15 protein-coding genes and 1 pseudogene are annotated in these 15,028 nt (G+C 46.2%); 1 reads left to right on the forward strand and 15 read right to left on the reverse strand.

Annotated elements, in window-relative coordinates:
* Positions 1 to 82: 82 nt before the first annotated feature.
* Entirely contained in the window at positions 83 to 1,132 is a 1,050-nt protein-coding gene (locus tag DXA20_RS03690; RefSeq protein WP_022305255.1) for a S66 family peptidase, read from the reverse strand.
* A gap of 271 nt (positions 1,133 to 1,403) precedes the next feature.
* On the opposite strand from DXA20_RS03690, the gene DXA20_RS03695 reads away from it, so the two are divergent.
* A complete protein-coding gene (locus tag DXA20_RS03695; RefSeq protein ID WP_118559362.1) occupies positions 1,404 to 2,168 on the forward strand; it encodes a shikimate dehydrogenase family protein in 765 nt (254 codons plus the stop codon).
* Positions 2,169 to 2,262: 94 nt separating this feature from the next.
* Here DXA20_RS03695 and DXA20_RS03700 read toward each other — a convergent pair whose 3' ends face one another.
* The 14 genes and pseudogenes from DXA20_RS03700 to DXA20_RS03765 form a co-directional block, all read right to left on the reverse strand.
* Entirely contained in the window at positions 2,263 to 4,098 is a 1,836-nt protein-coding gene (locus tag DXA20_RS03700; RefSeq protein ID WP_022305253.1) for a CDP-glycerol glycerophosphotransferase family protein, read from the reverse strand.
* A 280-nt stretch (positions 4,099 to 4,378) separates the two neighbouring features.
* Positions 4,379 to 4,807: a flavodoxin domain-containing protein gene (locus DXA20_RS03705; protein WP_330420608.1), complete on the reverse strand. Its 429-nt coding sequence runs from the start codon at positions 4,805 to 4,807 to the stop codon at positions 4,379 to 4,381.
* A 235-nt stretch (positions 4,808 to 5,042) separates the two neighbouring features.
* Complete coding sequence (locus tag DXA20_RS03710; RefSeq protein WP_022305251.1) at positions 5,043 to 5,888, reverse strand: hypothetical protein; 846 nt, start codon at positions 5,886 to 5,888, stop codon at positions 5,043 to 5,045.
* A complete protein-coding gene (locus tag DXA20_RS03715) occupies positions 5,882 to 6,580 on the reverse strand; it encodes an ABC transporter ATP-binding protein (protein WP_334294581.1) in 699 nt (232 codons plus the stop codon). Before DXA20_RS03715 ends, DXA20_RS03710 begins: the two co-directional genes overlap by 7 nt.
* A complete protein-coding gene (locus DXA20_RS03720) occupies positions 6,573 to 6,980 on the reverse strand; it encodes a GntR family transcriptional regulator (protein ID WP_022305249.1) in 408 nt (135 codons plus the stop codon). Before DXA20_RS03720 ends, DXA20_RS03715 begins: the two co-directional genes overlap by 8 nt.
* Before the next feature lie 370 nt (positions 6,981 to 7,350).
* Positions 7,351 to 7,905: an elongation factor P gene (efp, locus tag DXA20_RS03725; RefSeq protein ID WP_022305248.1), complete on the reverse strand. Its 555-nt coding sequence runs from the start codon at positions 7,903 to 7,905 to the stop codon at positions 7,351 to 7,353.
* A 160-nt stretch (positions 7,906 to 8,065) separates the two neighbouring features.
* The gene (locus DXA20_RS03730) at positions 8,066 to 8,605 is read right to left on the reverse strand and encodes a shikimate kinase (protein WP_022305247.1); all 540 of its coding nucleotides are present in this window, start codon (positions 8,603 to 8,605) and stop codon (positions 8,066 to 8,068) included.
* Between the two features lie 100 nt (positions 8,606 to 8,705).
* Positions 8,706 to 9,509 carry a type I 3-dehydroquinate dehydratase gene (gene aroD / locus DXA20_RS03735; RefSeq protein WP_022305246.1) on the reverse strand — a complete coding sequence of 268 codons (804 nt, stop codon included), beginning with the start codon at positions 9,507 to 9,509 and terminating at the stop codon, positions 8,706 to 8,708.
* Between the two features lie 387 nt (positions 9,510 to 9,896).
* Positions 9,897 to 10,922 carry a ketol-acid reductoisomerase gene (gene ilvC, locus DXA20_RS03740; protein WP_022305244.1) on the reverse strand — a complete coding sequence of 342 codons (1,026 nt, stop codon included), beginning with the start codon at positions 10,920 to 10,922 and terminating at the stop codon, positions 9,897 to 9,899.
* A gap of 265 nt (positions 10,923 to 11,187) precedes the next feature.
* A complete protein-coding gene (locus DXA20_RS03745; protein WP_022305243.1) occupies positions 11,188 to 11,889 on the reverse strand; it encodes a FadR/GntR family transcriptional regulator in 702 nt (233 codons plus the stop codon).
* 76 nt (positions 11,890 to 11,965) lie between these two features.
* Entirely contained in the window at positions 11,966 to 12,451 is a 486-nt protein-coding gene (gene ilvN / locus DXA20_RS03750) for an acetolactate synthase small subunit (protein ID WP_022305242.1), read from the reverse strand.
* 20 nt (positions 12,452 to 12,471) lie between these two features.
* Entirely contained in the window at positions 12,472 to 13,149 is a 678-nt protein-coding gene (locus DXA20_RS03755; protein WP_158577120.1) for a transglutaminase domain-containing protein, read from the reverse strand.
* An 11-nt stretch (positions 13,150 to 13,160) separates the two neighbouring features.
* The gene (locus tag DXA20_RS03760; protein ID WP_147403690.1) at positions 13,161 to 13,694 is read right to left on the reverse strand and encodes a hypothetical protein; all 534 of its coding nucleotides are present in this window, start codon (positions 13,692 to 13,694) and stop codon (positions 13,161 to 13,163) included.
* A gap of 17 nt (positions 13,695 to 13,711) precedes the next feature.
* Positions 13,712 to 15,024: pseudogene (locus DXA20_RS03765) on the reverse strand (ATP-binding protein).
* Positions 15,025 to 15,028: the final 4 nt, after the last annotated feature.

Raw genomic sequence — 15,028 nt, forward strand, 5'->3', positions numbered from 1 at the left:
CAAAATTAAATATTTCAATTTTGAAGTATATTCCTCTTTGTTCTCTGCGTCAATATCTTTGCAACTCTATTTTATAAAATTTCTATAAATATTGGATCACAAGGTCTCTTCCGATCTTTCTTTCCTCCACGGAAACCTCTGCAAGTCCTCCGCTGATGATCGGCATGGACGGTGGCAGATGACCAAGATCTGCGTCCATGATCACCGGCACTTTAAATCCCTTTAAGACATCATAGACTGCGCGATACTGGTCAAGACCCAGAAATTCCTCACCGAAGCAGAGCGGTCTGCCGATCAGAAATGCCTTTACATGCTGAAACCATCCGGCCTCCTTAAGCTGCCAGAGTGCGCGGCGGATTCCCATCGGATTTAAGTCGCATGCCTCCATAAACCAGATCATACCATCCTCTTTATAGCGTTCATTAAACTCTGCCACCTTGTCAAAACGCGTTCCGACAAGCGTGTCCAGACAGTCAAGGCAGCCACCGATCAAACGCCCCTTCACGGTAAACTCCTCCAGCTCAGCTGCACTCTTTCCTTCCTGCCACACCACAAGCGTCTTCTTCTCTGTGACATGATACGGCTCCAGCGGATGCTCCTCGTCCTTCTTCGATTCCTTCTCCCACAAAGGATAACCCTGCACCTGCCTTTTTTCTCCGGTCAGGATCCCCCAGGCATCGTTTAATGCCGGATGCCATTCTCGCATACCGAATGCCGGTGCGCACGGTCCGTAGATCGCTGCCGTATCGCACAGCGTCGGCAGCAGGAAGGTCAGGTTTGTATTATCCGAAAATCCCATAAACCACTTTGCCTTTGCTCTGGCGATCCGCTCAAAATCAATATGGGAAACAACCTCACACATCAGCTCTCCACCACCGCAGGACAGGATCACATCGCAGTCCTCTTCGGCAAAAAAGTGATTGACCTCCGCAGCGCAAAGCTCCGGCGTATTACTGATGCCGATCCCGCTTCCCTCGTAGCAGTTTGGTCCGGTTAAAATCTTATACCCCATCTCTTTCCATGTCTTCTGCGCATTCTCAAATGCACTCCGGTATGGTTCAATATTACAGCCAAAGGACGGCGCGATGCAGCCGATCGTTCCATTCTGCGGCAGACTGTTCGGATATCTCATAAATTTTCTCCTTTTGCTTTATTCATTCTATTACACATAATGATGCTGCGGCTTGCTCCGCCGCGATCTGTTTTGTCCCTTGCATCATACCATATTCTTCTCCGTTTGGCGATCTTTACTTCCCACTGGTGTTTCCCCCGGAAATGACGTATAATAAACATATGATGCAGTGGAGCAGTTCGTGCATCTATTGGGTGCCAAAGACCTTTTTCCCCATCATTATATATATGTTTATCAGACCCCACAGATCAGGAAAGGAATGTAAATTACTATGGAATACGGATTACTCGGAGAGAAACTCGGACACAGCTATTCAAAGGAGATCCATGAGCAGCTTGCAGACTATACATATGATCTCTGCCCGGTCAGCAGAGAGGACTTTGATGCATTTATGACAAAGCACGATTTTAAGGCAATCAACGTGACGATCCCTTACAAGCAGGATGTCATCCCTTATCTGGACGCGATGGACGATAACGCCGCCTCCATCGGAGCGGTCAATACGATCGTCAACAAGAACGGTCGCCTTGAAGGACACAACACGGATTTTTCCGGCTTCCTTTACATGATCGAGAAGCACAATATCCGCATTGAGGGCTGCAAATGTCTCGTACTTGGCAACGGTGGCGCCGCCAAGGCAGTCATTGCTGTTTTGAAGCATCTGAATGCCGCCGGCATTAAGCTGGTATCCCGCCGTGACACGCCTGACACGATCACCTACGAGGAATGTCTTGCACATCACACCGATGCAGAGGTGATCGTCAACACGACACCGGTCGGCATGTATCCGAACACGGACGCGTCCCCGCTGGATCTTACAACATTCACAAACTGCCATGCTGTGCTGGATGTAATCTACAATCCGCTCGAGACAAAGCTTACCGCGCAGGCAAAGTCCCTTGGCATCACAGCTGTAACCGGACTGGAAATGCTTGTGGCACAGGCGCTTTACGCCGTGGAGTTTTTCCTTGATACAAAGTTAGATCCCGCCCGGATCGATGAAATCTATCAGAAAATGATCGCAGAAAAGAAGTAGTTTGCGGATATCACAGGCATTTTCCTACAAAAAAGGAGTTTCCTTGGCAATTCTTCAGGGAACTCCTTTTTATATGATGTTGCATCATTACATATTATTTCTTCGTGCATTCCACAATCAGCTCACCGGCACGAACCGTGGATCTTCCATCGAGGTCATCAAAGAATCTCTTCTTGAACTCCTGCAACTTGTCATTTTCAAAATCCTGCTGTTCGATCGCTGTCACGAGATCGCTGTAGGTACGCACAATCTTGCCCGGTGCCATGTCCTCGTACTCATAGTAGAACCCCCGGGAAGAAATGTAACGCTCCAGATCATATGCATACATAAGCATCGGGATGTCAAGCAGCGATGCCTCAAATACTACCGAAGAATAATCCGTGATCAGCACATCCGTCACGAAAAGCAGATCATTCAACTCGGAATTAGCGGACAGATCAATGATATAGTCCTTATATTTCTTGCGGATATGGCTGCGGTTATTGACAAACGGATGATGCTTGACAATGATCGCATATTTCTCTCCCAGATCCTCATAAAGCTTGTTGACATCCAGACGGTCTACCGGATAATATCCGCTAAGCTTTCCATTGCCACGGAAGGTCGGTGCAAATAAAACAATCTTCTTATCCTTTAACTGCGGATACTTCTCATAGAACTCACGTGTAACCTTCTCCTTATATGCCTTGTCGAAGAACACGTCCGTTCTCGGAATACCTGTAGCTGCCACCTTGTCCTCGGAGATACCGAAGCCCTCGGCATAGAACTTCGCAATATTCTTTGAGCTTACCAGCGCATAGTCGTAATTTCTATGGTTCTTACTCTGCTGCGTCTGTCCCCCCGGACGTCCCATACGACTGCAGCCAAAGGTCTTAAATGCACCACAGGCATGCCATAACTGAATCAGATAGGTTCCCTTTCTGCGCGGCATTCTGAAAAACAGCTCGCAGAAGTCATCCACAAGGATTACCTTCGCATTTCCAAAATACCATGCCATGCGGATCAGACTGCCAAGATGCATATGCTTGACCTCGTTACTGTCCAGCACATATCTGCGGTCCAGATCCGGCACCTGATCGAGATACTTATTGACAAACTCAAAATTACCGGTCAGATCATCCCTGCGGTTAGACAGGAACACAACACGGTTGTTCTTGATCGGCAGATGGCGTGCCACCGTATTAACTACATCCATCATCCACATCTTGGCAGCCAGAATACCGATGCGGATACGGCTGAAGGTATCCATCTTGGCACGGACATGCTTAAGCAGGTAAATAATGCCATTCTCCGGAATCTTTGCGTTCTTGTCCTGACAGCCTGTCGCCGCCAGAAGTGCATCCACGAAAAATACCGGGATCAGCACAACAGAGAAACAGAACAATATAAAATGCCAGATCCACATAACAACAGCATTGAAGATCTTTCGTCCTTTATGTGGCTGAAAGATCTTGTCCTGTCCCGGCTTTGCATCTAGAAGAACCCTTGTTGAGTCCTCGGAAAATCCCATCTCATACTCAATATAAGTCTCTCTCTCCTCCTCGGAGTCTTCCACACCGATCGCCGTCTCACGCACAAGAAGCTCCAGAGCCTTTTCGTCCTCCGGATCCACGGTAAACGGAGCTCTCTCCAGAACCGTATGTCCATAGCTTAACTCCAGAGAGAACTCAATGTGACGATTCTTCGGCTGCTGATAGAATAAATACTTCAGTGTGTACGTATAGGATGCCATCAGATAAAAGCTGCCATCCTTCTCGCTCTGATAAAAACGGACTACCATCGGCAGTCGTCTCGTCTGCTCGCCGTTACTGAACACAATAGTCATCTTCGGATCCCGCACCTTTTCGTCCCAGGGACCGGATGCACTGACTGCAATATCAAGCTTCTCCTCACGAAGCAGCAGTCGATGTATAGTTACTTTAAAATCCATTCCTTTCACCTCATAATCTCAAACTTCGCATATGAATCTCTTCTGCGTCCACACGCCTTTTCATATGCATCATTATCAAACAGGATTCCGGATTTTACACAGATTTCATAAAACCCAGACTGTTCTATTATCCTCTCTTTCCATGAAAAAAGCAAGTCTCTTTCCAAAAAAAGAAGACTCCCTGCACGAAGTCTTCTTTTCCGATTCTAAAATGGCATATATTTTACTCAATTCTGAGTGATTTCAACAAAGCCGTAAAGGCTCATTATGTCTGCTTACGCTAAACCTGCGAGGTCACGTCCTGCTGTCTTGCAGGCATCGAGCGCCTCATCATCCGGTGCGTTATTAGCATGATTCCCTCGCCGTTCCACACCTGTGCTCCGTCAGAAGAAACTCTGTCCTCCCAGTCACGCATCCAGTCGCCACTCCCCCATCCGTAGGAACCGAAAAGTACAACTGTCTTGCCGGAGATCGCCCCATCAAGCTCCTCCATCAGAGGCTCCATGATCGTCTCCTCAAGCTGCTCTGCTCCCATAGACGGACATCCCAGCGCGATTGCCTTCGCATCCCTGACATCGTCTGCACTTGCAGTCTCTGCTGTGATCAGCTCTGCCTCTGCACCGGCTTCCTTTGCACCTTCTGCAATTGCTGCTGCCATAGCTGCCGTGTTACCGGTACCACTCCAATAAATAATATTGACCTTAGCCATTCTGATTAACCTTCCTTTCTCCATGATTCATTATCTCCGGAATACAAAATGATATTCCTGATATAAATCTGACACCGCATCCACTCAGGAAACATAGCTGTCTGCACCAGCACACGCTGCCTGGGTTAGATGTGTATATCGCATGTTAGTTATTTCTAACTTCTTTTCTATCATATCATGCATTTCCTCCGGATGCAATATGATCATGTGAGAAAAATTATTACTAATCCCTGATTTATTCCATATTCAGATGACGGCTCATTCTCCAGACTGCGACCACGCCGAATGCCACACATAATAAAAACGTCTCTACAGATACTGTTCCCATTAAATGGCACAGATATTCATTGAACTTTGTCCCTTCTCCCACATGATCCATCGTATTAAGTACTGCTATGACCCTTTCCAGCAAATGTGGTTTAAAGATACTGCCACACTGGAATGTAATAAACAGACCCAGCGTGATCATTCCAACGATCTGCTGTGCTATGTAAACAAATATCAATGCCACCACCGATAAAATATCACGATCTCGGGAGTTTCCCTTTCCTTCCCAGGTATAACCGATCGAAAAACTTGCATAAAACTGACTCAGCGCCGCCGGAATCGACAGGAAAATTGCAATTCCTGCCAGCCATACGATCTTCAATTCTTCCACGCCACTGTCACGGAGAATTTCAAGGATCGGAAGATGGAAATCCAGGCTTCCCAGCATATATGCCAGAATAACTACCACAATCGAAACAACGATCCAGACAGTTCCTGTGACGAGCTTACTGACATACAGCTGCCATGCCGGTACCGGCAGTGTATGCATAAAATAACCTTCGTCCTTTAACAGATTATTCCGGAACAACGCGATCACATAAATGATGCTTCCAACGATCACAGCAATGGCTGCCGCCCGGCAGATCACCCATGCGATCTGATATGCGTATTGAAGCACGATCACATGGTTAAAATGCTCATTCAACGCTTTTAACACTGCAGCAATCCCTGCAAGCACGCCCATCACCGCATAGACACCACCAAAAAATTTACTCTGTATCCTGTTATCATAACCGATCAATTTTCCTAACATGCAAACACCTCCCGAAACAATGCATCGACGGATTTCTTTTCTTCCTCACGGATCCGGTCAACCGATTCATGCAGTACCAATTCCCCATCTTTGATAAAAATGACTTCATCCAGAATCTTCTCCACATCACTGATCAGATGCGTTGAGATCAGTACACATGCTTCCTCATTATAATTATTCAGAATCGTTTTCAAAATAAAATCTCTCGCCGCCGGATCGACTCCACCCATCGGCTCATCCAGCAGATACACCTTTGCCCTGCGGCTCATAACCATAACAAGCTGCACCTTCTCCCGGTTTCCTTTGGACAATGAAGCAATCCTGCTCTTCGTATCGATATGCAGGCTTTGAAGCATCTGCTCTGCCACACTCTTGTCAAAATCCTCATAAAACTCCTCAAAGGTCCGGATAATATCCTTCACCCGAAATGCACTGGAAAGATACGGTCGCTCCGGCAAATAGGATACAATCCGTTTGGTATCCACACCGATCGGCTTTTTATCGATCCGCACAACTCCTTCTTCCGTTGTCAGAAGACCGGCAAGTATTTTGATCAATGTTGTCTTTCCACTTCCGTTCGGTCCCAGAAGTCCAATAATCTTTCCTGTCTCAAATTCTGCCGAAAAATCTGCTAATGCTGTTTTCCTTCCATATTCCTTTTTCACATGTTCACACTGGATCATCCTATTCACTCCTCTCATTTTCGGTCATTCTCATCTGTCTCCTCTGCCGCTTTTCTGCTTTCTTCTGCAGCAGATCAATGACCTCATCCACACTGAAGCCCAGCTTCATCATCTTCTCTAAAAATTCATCCACATATTCCATCATTAACTCTTCTTGTAACCCCTCACGTATATCCCCCTGTTCTGCCACAAAGCGTCCTGCAGTCCGCTGCGAGTAAACAAGTCCCTCTCTCTCCAGTTCTGCGAGAGCCTTCTGCATGGTATTCGGATTGACTCCTGCTTCCAGCGCGAGTTCACGCACAGAAGACAGCTTCTGACCTGCCTTCAACTCCCCGCTGGCGATCTGCCGCTTCATGATATTCATAATCTGCTGATAGATCGGAGCATCATCTGTAAATTTCCAATCCATACCGCACCTCCTGTTCCATTGTTATATTTGCAAATATTCTTCGGTGTGAAATCACACAGTAATCTATACATCGTTGTGTAACTTTGTATTATTGTATTACTTGAGTAACACAATAATACACCATGTGATAATTGTCAAGTGTTAGAAAAAAAAGATTTTAAAGACGCCGCCAAAATAATATGATGTAGGTGTCAAAAGTATAAATTGCGTTTGTTCTCGCACAAAGGGCGCAACCCCTTGGAAATACTGGATTCCCTTGGAATTGCGCCCTATATGATAACTCCAAAATCCAGATGCTTCGCATCTGAATTTTGTCGTTCATGAATTCTGTGCAGACAAACAAGCTTGCCTGCGTTGCGAATTCATAATATTAAACTCTCTTCATGTACTCGCCTGTACGAGTATCGATGCTGATTCTGTCACCGGTCTCTACGAAAAGCGGAACCTGAACGATCGCACCTGTCTCAACGGTAGCCGGCTTGCTGGCACCTGTTGCTGTATCGCCCTTGAAGCCAGGCTCTGTCTCTGTAATCTCAAGCTCTACAAAGTTCGGTGGCTCGATAGCGAATACTTCTCCGTTGTGGGAAAGCATCTGAACCATGTCGTTCTCCTTAACGAACTTCAGTGCATCGCCAACCTGATCGGCTGTCATATCAATCTGATCATATGTCTCTGTGTTCATGAAATGGAACATATCATCGCTGTACAGATACTGCATCTCAGAACGGTCAATGTGTGCCTGAGGACACTTCTCTGTCGGACGGAATGTACGCTCTACAACACCGCCACTCTTGATATTTTTAAGCTTTGTACGGACAAAGGCTGCTCCTTTTCCCGGCTTTACATGCTGGAACTCGATAACCTGAAAGACATTGCCTTCTACTTCGATCGTGAGTCCATTTCTAAAATCACCTGCTGATATCATCTTAAAATCCTCCTTCATGTAGTGGCGGTCAAAACCGCACAACCCTATAAATATTTTACAGGAAACTCCTGTATTTTTCAAGTCCTTTTCCCGGAACGCTTGAATTTTCTTTCACAAAGATCTTCCGTATCAGAAAATCCACAAAAATCTCCGCAACAAATTATGAGACTGTCACAGACCCGTTCTCACGCAGGATACCGATCACCTTCTCCGCAACCTCTCGTGGGATCATGCCATCCGTCTCCACCTTAAGGTCTGCCGCCGCCTGATATCTCGGTTCCCTCTCTCCCATCAGCTCTGCGATCGCTCCAACATTCATCCTTCCGGCAAGCAGCGGACGGTTGGTGCTGTCCTTGACATGCTCATAAATCGTCTCCGGTGCTGCCAATAACAGCAGGATCTTGCCCTGTTCCTTCATCTTCCGGACGTTCTCCTCGCGCAGAACCATACCGCCGCCGCAGGCAATGATCGATGGCGAGTAGCTTTTCAGCTCGTCGAGAAGGTCTGTCTCCATCTGCCGGAATGCCTCTTCTCCCTGCTGGGCAAAGATTGCCGAAATCTCCCTTTCCTGCTGCTGTACGATCAGCCGGTCCGTGTCATACTCGCGCACGCCAAGCTGTCGGCTCAGATTTCGTGCCGTGCTTGTCTTTCCAACCCCCATGAAGCCAATCAAAAATATATGTTCTGTCAACTGATACACTGTCATCCTCCCGTTTACTGATAATCCCGGCGAATTATCTTCTGTCTCTCCTCAATCCTGCTGATCATTCTGGTAAACCATCTCCGGTCTCTCCTTCAGCCTACTGGTAATTCTGATGAACCATCTCCAGCATCTCCTCCAGCTTATTGACCGGAAGCTGCCCCGGGGCGCTCTCCTGTCCGATGCTTCCAAAGGTTACTGCGGAGCCAAATGCCTCTCCCGCAATCCGGCTGATACTTCCGATCCGGCTCATTGACATTGTGATCAAAGGCTTGTCTGTCTGTTCTGTCATCTTCAACGTAAACATCATCAGCCGCATAACATCCATGCGGTTCTCCGGCATCACTGCCATCTTCGGAATATCCACGCCGCTTTCAATGATAAGCTTCATTCTTCCCGCGAGGTCATCATCCTCCGGCGTCATATTGAAATTATGATAAGAGCCAACCACCGTCACCTTCTGACGCAGGGCAGCGATCCAGTTCTTCAGCTCCTCGAACTTCTCCTTCACATCCGCCGCCGGCTCTCCCGACAAATCCGAATAATTTATGTCTTTAAAGATCTCCACATCGACCATATCGACAAGACCACTCTGAGCAATGTTGTCTAACAACTCGCGGTACTCCGGTGTCTCTATCTCCTGACAGCCGCCCTCCGCCTTGGTGCGGAAGGTAACAAGAAGCGGTCTGCCGTATAATGACATCTTTAACCGCTGCAATGTCTCTAAAACCATATCCCAATGATGAACCTCACTGTAATAATCGATGCGCCATTCTATAATATCAACCCTCTTTTGCAGCAGGATATCTGCCGCCGCAATAATAGATTTCCGGTCCGTTTCTGTAATCGATGCACAAATCTTCGGCTTACCACTTCCAATAGAAACATCTCCAACCTGAACCATATCGTCCTCCTTCAAAATCTATCGATCATTCATCCTTTAATGTATCCTTCGCTGCTGCAACAATTGCAGAAACAGCTCCCACAACAACAGCCACCACTATCACAACAAGTAAGATGACTCCTCCGATCAAAGCTTCCATATCGTCCTCCCTTTCTCCGTGGCAAATAATCTCTGATACTCCGTCCCTTTATATACCATGTACATACTAATATACTTATTATAACAGATACTATACTTCCGTCAATCACCGAAACCGAAACAAATTTTTAACTTTTTAAAATAGCGGAACAAAAAATCACTTTCATGCAAAAACAGCGGAGAAAAAGTGCCGGAAGCGCTCTTTCTCCGCCGTTATGTTTATGTATATTCGTTCTGAAACAACACAAATTAGTTGTTGATAAGCTTGTCGCTCTCGTTATTCCAGCTATACAGCTTACGGATCTCTTTACCAACCTTCTCTGAAGGATGCTCAGCGTGAAGCTTTCTCATAGCCTTGAAGTGAACCTGACGACCTGCATCAGACATATCAAGCAGGAACTCTTTTGCGAAAGAACCATCCTGGATGTCTGACAGAACCTTCTTCATTGCCTTCTTAGTATCTTCTGTGATGATCTTAGGACCTGTGATGTAATCACCATACTCAGCAGTGTTGGAGATAGAGTATCTCATTCCCTCGAAACCTGACTGATAGATCAGATCTACGATCAGCTTCATCTCATGGATACACTCGAAGTATGCATTTCTTGGATCATAACCAGCCTCGCAGAGTGTCTCGAAACCAGCCTGCATAAGAGCACAAACACCACCGCAAAGAACTGCCTGCTCACCGAAGAGGTCAGTCTCTGTCTCTGTACGGAATGTTGTCTCAAGAACACCGGCTCTTGCTCCACCAATACCAAGTGCATATGCCAGTGCAAGATCAAGTGCCTTACCTGTTGCGTCCTGCTCTACAGCTACCAGACAAGGAGTACCCTTGCCAGCCTGATACTCAGAACGTACTGTGTGACCAGGTGCCTTTGGTGCGATCATTGTAACATCTACATCAGCAGGTGGTACAATACATCCGAAGTGGATATTGAAACCATGAGCGAACATCAGCATGTTACCTGCCTCGAGGTTTGGCTCGATGTCTTTCTTGTACATATCAGCCTGTTTCTCATCGTTGATGAGGATCATGATGATATCAGCCTGCTTAGCAGCCTCTGCTGTTGTGTAAACTTTAAATCCCTGCTTCTCAGCCTTAGCCCAAGACTTGGAACCCTCATACAGACCGATGATAACATCACATCCGGACTCCTTTAAGTTCAGTGCATGTGCATGTCCCTGACTACCATAACCGATGATAGCGATCTTCTTTCCGCTCAAAAGATCTAAATTACAGTCATCCTGATAAAAAATTCTTGCTTCTGCCATTTCTAATTCCTCCTAAAATAAATTGTTGCGATAAGCTTGTCATACAACTCGTTCAACTTGTATGACATTGATTTTAAAACTATTTTTTCCTCTTGTCAATATATTCTTTGAAATTTATGAAAAAAATTTTGTTTTTCATAATAAAATGAGAAAATCGGCATTTTGTCATTAATTCACACGACATTACGATTATTTTCCTATTTTATAAACGAACAGCTCCCATACCAGTATATACTGCTATGAGAGCTGTATCCTACCGCCGGCATCACTGCCAGTTCAGCTGCTCTGTCAGGAATGCATGATGCAGATGGATCGTCACAGCACTTTTGATCCCCTCTGCGTCGCGCTTCTCCAGAAAATTCATGATCAGGATATGGTCCTTATATGCATCTTCGGCGATCACATCCAGATTAAAGTCCAATGCAAAGGTCTTTTCGATTGTCTCCGTCAGCATCGGCATAAAACGACTGATAAATTCATTGTGGGATGCCTTAAGGATCGCACCGTGAAAATCACTCTCCGACTCGATCCGCTCCTTGCCGGTCGGATTCTCCTCCAGATGTCTCTGGCATTCCTGTCCCAGTCTCAGAATATGAGCGATTTCCTCATCCGTTGCCCGCCTGCATGCCAGTGCTGCCGCCTCCGGCTCGAAGATCATTCGCGTCTCATAAAGATCACGCAGTGTCACCTGCATATCAGAAAAGCTCTTCATACGGATCCTGCTGTCTGCCAGACGGTCAGCCTGCTCTGCCACAAAGGTTCCCTTTCCTCTCTGTACCACCAGAATCCCCTCGGATACCAGCGTGCGGATTGCTTCCCGCAGCGTTGTCCGGCTAATGCCTAATTTTTCGGAAAGCTCATTCTCATTTGGCAGTTTCTCTCCATAGGTATATGTTTCCTTCTCCAATATCATCTTACGCAGCGTGTCGGCAGTACGCTGTGATAAATTCTCTCCCTGCGCTCTCATAATCTCTGTCCCTTCATATCGAAGTCTTTCTTGCGACAAAAGACAGACTTCATCTGTCCTTCCTCTGCGCTGCAAATTATTCAGCGCCTCTTGTCAGTCCTGCAATACCTGTACGAACCATTTCCTTGATCTCATAGCTTTCAAGAAGATCGATAAATGCGTTGATCTTCTCATGGCTTTCCGTCATCTCCACCATAACGGAATCCTTCTCAATATCCACAATGCTTGCATGATGCAGTGCATTCACAAGACAGATCAGTCCGGTCCGCTCCTCCGGAGTCACACCGACCGTCACGATCACAAGCTCACGACAGATCGAATGTTCTGCCTTCAACTCCTTGACCTCACGGACATCCTCCAGCTTTGCGAGCTGCTTCTGGATCTGATCCAGGCTAAGGTCATCACCCTTTGCCACAACGGTCATACGGGAAATGGTCGGATCCTCTGTCTCTCCGGCCGTAAAGCTGTCAATATTAAATCCGCGCCGGTTAAACAATCCGGACACCCTGCTGAGCACTCCTGATGTATTGTCTGCAAGAATCGAAAATACTTTTGTCTTCATATCCTTTGTCCTTTCCTTAATCAAAATGTACCGTCATCCTTCGGTGTAATTTTATTGGAAACATGCTTTCCATTTTCATAAACACGATAATACAGTTTATTGTTTTCAAACTTAATCTGATCCAGAGTGCAGTTTGAAGAATACAGATCTGTCGTCTTCCACACAGCTTTTGCCTCATTGGTCTTATAAGAGTACAGGTAAATACTGTTAAACGCAATGAAATAATATCTGTCTGCATCGTACTGAACCAGATTGTCTCCTGACACATTATATAATACCGTTGCGGAGCCCTTATCAAGGCTCTGACGTTCGGCAATGCCATTCTTTGTCATATACAGCCACTTGCCGTTGTTATAATAGAAGCTGCTGTTGATATTCTTCCAGTAACGGTTGTCGTACTTTGTGCTTGTCGCATCTGCCGTGCTGAAGTCATAATGCTTTGTCTTCCGCATTTTGGCAGCACTGCACAGGAAATTCTGATGGCTGACCCTGCCATACTGGTCTGTCTTGTCTCTGGCATCCATCGGATCATCCCATGTCACATCGACATGATACCACTTCTGACCGATCTTGATCTCATTCCACATATGTACCATCTTATTCGAAGAAACAAACTTAACCGGAATTCCCACCTTCTGCATCAGGATCGCATAGGCTCTGGAATATCCCTCGCAGTTAGCCTTGTGCTTTAAGAACACACCAACCTCCGTCAGACGGAAAGCATTACCTGCGTTGCTGTATAAGCTGTTGTACTGATCAGGTAATCATGTAACACCATCGCCTTTTCCACCTGGCTCATTGATGGCTCTACTACCAGAAGTGCCTGATTGATCGCATCATTTAACTGTGTTCTTGTCTTTTGGATCTTTGCCTTCCGAATAGTTCCATCTGCCTTCTTATATGCATCGGCATAACCAAGTGTGATCTTGACGATCTGATTGGTGGAAGTATTTCTGGATACAGAGAAACGTGTTCCTGTGTAAAACAGATACGGTGTTTCACTGACCACCTCACTCATCATACTCTTCAGATTGCTATACTCTGTCGCGTAATTGAGATTGTATGAACTGACATCAACGCTCACCTGATACTTCTTATAAGCGTTGATCACGGCCTTTTTGGCACCGTCCCAATTACCGGTAGCTGCCGATGCTCCTGAGGTGTTCACAAAAGCACCAAGGAACAACACCGTCACTGCCACTACTACACCACGGATCCATTTTGAGTTTTGACCTCTTACCATAATAAATCCCTCCATTCTCAATCATCTGCCGGCATACCTGCCAGGTGATTAATAAACTGCTGTGCCGTTCTTCCTGATATTCCCCCATGGCTCAGCTCCCATTGATTTGCCTTCAGCTCAGTTCTTCCTCCGACAAGGTGATCTCCGGATAACGTTTTGCAAGCTGCAGAACAATATCGAAATATTCCTGCTGCGACGGTCTGTAATAACCGATTGTCACACCAAAACGTGCCACCAGAGATAACTTTTCCTGCATCGTGTCGGAACGATGCAGCTCATCCTGCGACATATCGGAGCGGTCACTCCACGTCTCACGGATCAGATGACGGCGGTTGGAGGTCGCATAAATCAAGATATTATCCGGTTTCGTCTCCAGACCACCTTCGATCACAGCCTTCAAATACTTATACTCGATCTCAAACTCTTCAAAAGACAAGTCATCCATATATATGATAAATCGGTAATTTCTATTCTTGATCTGCGCGATCACGGAGGAAAGATCCTTAAACTGATGCTTGTACACCTCGATCATGCGAAGTCCCCTGCCGTAATACTGGTTCAGGATTGCCTTCACACTGGTAGATTTACCGGTACCTGCATCGCCGAAAAGCAGGACATTATTCGCCTTTCTGCCCGCCACAAATGCCTCTGTATTCTCGATCAGTTTCTGCTTCTGCTGCTCATAGCCGATCAGGTCATCAAGCATCATATCTCCGGTCGTCGTGATCGGACTTAACAGACCATATTCCTTATCATTGCTGATGCGGAATGCCTTGTTGAGACCGAACTTGCCAACTCCGTATTTCTTGTAGAAGCCGGTTACCACCTCGTATATCTCTTCCTCTCCGGATGCCTGCTCGATCTGCGCGCTCAACTCCTGCACCTTTTCGCTGACACTCTTATTGTAGATCTGCTCGCTCTTCACGATTGCCTTGTAATTTAAGATCGTGGAGAAGCAGGAAATACCAAGCTCCAACTCGATCGGTCCAAAGTCATAGTCAAAAAGCTGCTTGAAAATATGAAAATCATTTCTTGCAAACACGTTAACCGTTCCATCATTGGAGCCCACCTTCTCGGATACTATGGAAAACGGATTCTCATTCATTGCCAGCAGGAATGCCAGATAATTGTGCCACAGATTTTTGTCAAAACCGTAGCGGGTGGAGATATCCAGCAGCCGGTTGATCTGCGCATAAATCTCCGTGATCAGCTCTTCCTTCACATAATCACCGGAGTAAAACTTCTCACAGATATCAGCCAGAGAATATAAAATATTATTCTCTTCTCCAAAATTTCTGTAAATTACAAGATTTGATGTTAAACGATACATTGTA

Origin of the sequence: Roseburia sp. AM59-24XD (assembly GCF_003478445.1) — a bacterium.
Classification (GTDB): Bacteria; Bacillota; Clostridia; order Lachnospirales; family Lachnospiraceae; genus Jutongia.

Coding starts and splice junctions, on each gene's coding strand:
- DXA20_RS03745 (WP_022305243.1), bottom strand. CDS start 11,889: ATGAGAGCGCAGGGAGAGAATTTATCACAGCGTACTGCCGACACGCTG.
- DXA20_RS03710 (WP_022305251.1), bottom strand. CDS start 5,888: ATGTTAGGAAAATTGATCGGTTATGATAACAGGATACAGAGTAAATTT.
- aroD (WP_022305246.1), bottom strand. CDS start 9,509: ATGGTTCAGGTTGGAGATGTTTCTATTGGAAGTGGTAAGCCGAAGATT.
- efp (WP_022305248.1), bottom strand. CDS start 7,905: ATGATATCAGCAGGTGATTTTAGAAATGGACTCACGATCGAAGTAGAA.
- DXA20_RS03695 (WP_118559362.1), top strand. CDS start 1,404: ATGGAATACGGATTACTCGGAGAGAAACTCGGACACAGCTATTCAAAG.
- ilvN (WP_022305242.1), bottom strand. CDS start 12,451: ATGAAGACAAAAGTATTTTCGATTCTTGCAGACAATACATCAGGAGTG.
- DXA20_RS03705 (WP_330420608.1), bottom strand. CDS start 4,807: ATGGCTAAGGTCAATATTATTTATTGGAGTGGTACCGGTAACACGGCA.
- DXA20_RS03720 (WP_022305249.1), bottom strand. CDS start 6,980: ATGGATTGGAAATTTACAGATGATGCTCCGATCTATCAGCAGATTATG.
- ilvC (WP_022305244.1), bottom strand. CDS start 10,922: ATGGCAGAAGCAAGAATTTTTTATCAGGATGACTGTAATTTAGATCTT.
- DXA20_RS03690 (WP_022305255.1), bottom strand. CDS start 1,132: ATGAGATATCCGAACAGTCTGCCGCAGAATGGAACGATCGGCTGCATC.
- DXA20_RS03760 (WP_147403690.1), bottom strand. CDS start 13,694: ATGGTAAGAGGTCAAAACTCAAAATGGATCCGTGGTGTAGTAGTGGCA.
- DXA20_RS03700 (WP_022305253.1), bottom strand. CDS start 4,098: ATGGATTTTAAAGTAACTATACATCGACTGCTGCTTCGTGAGGAGAAG.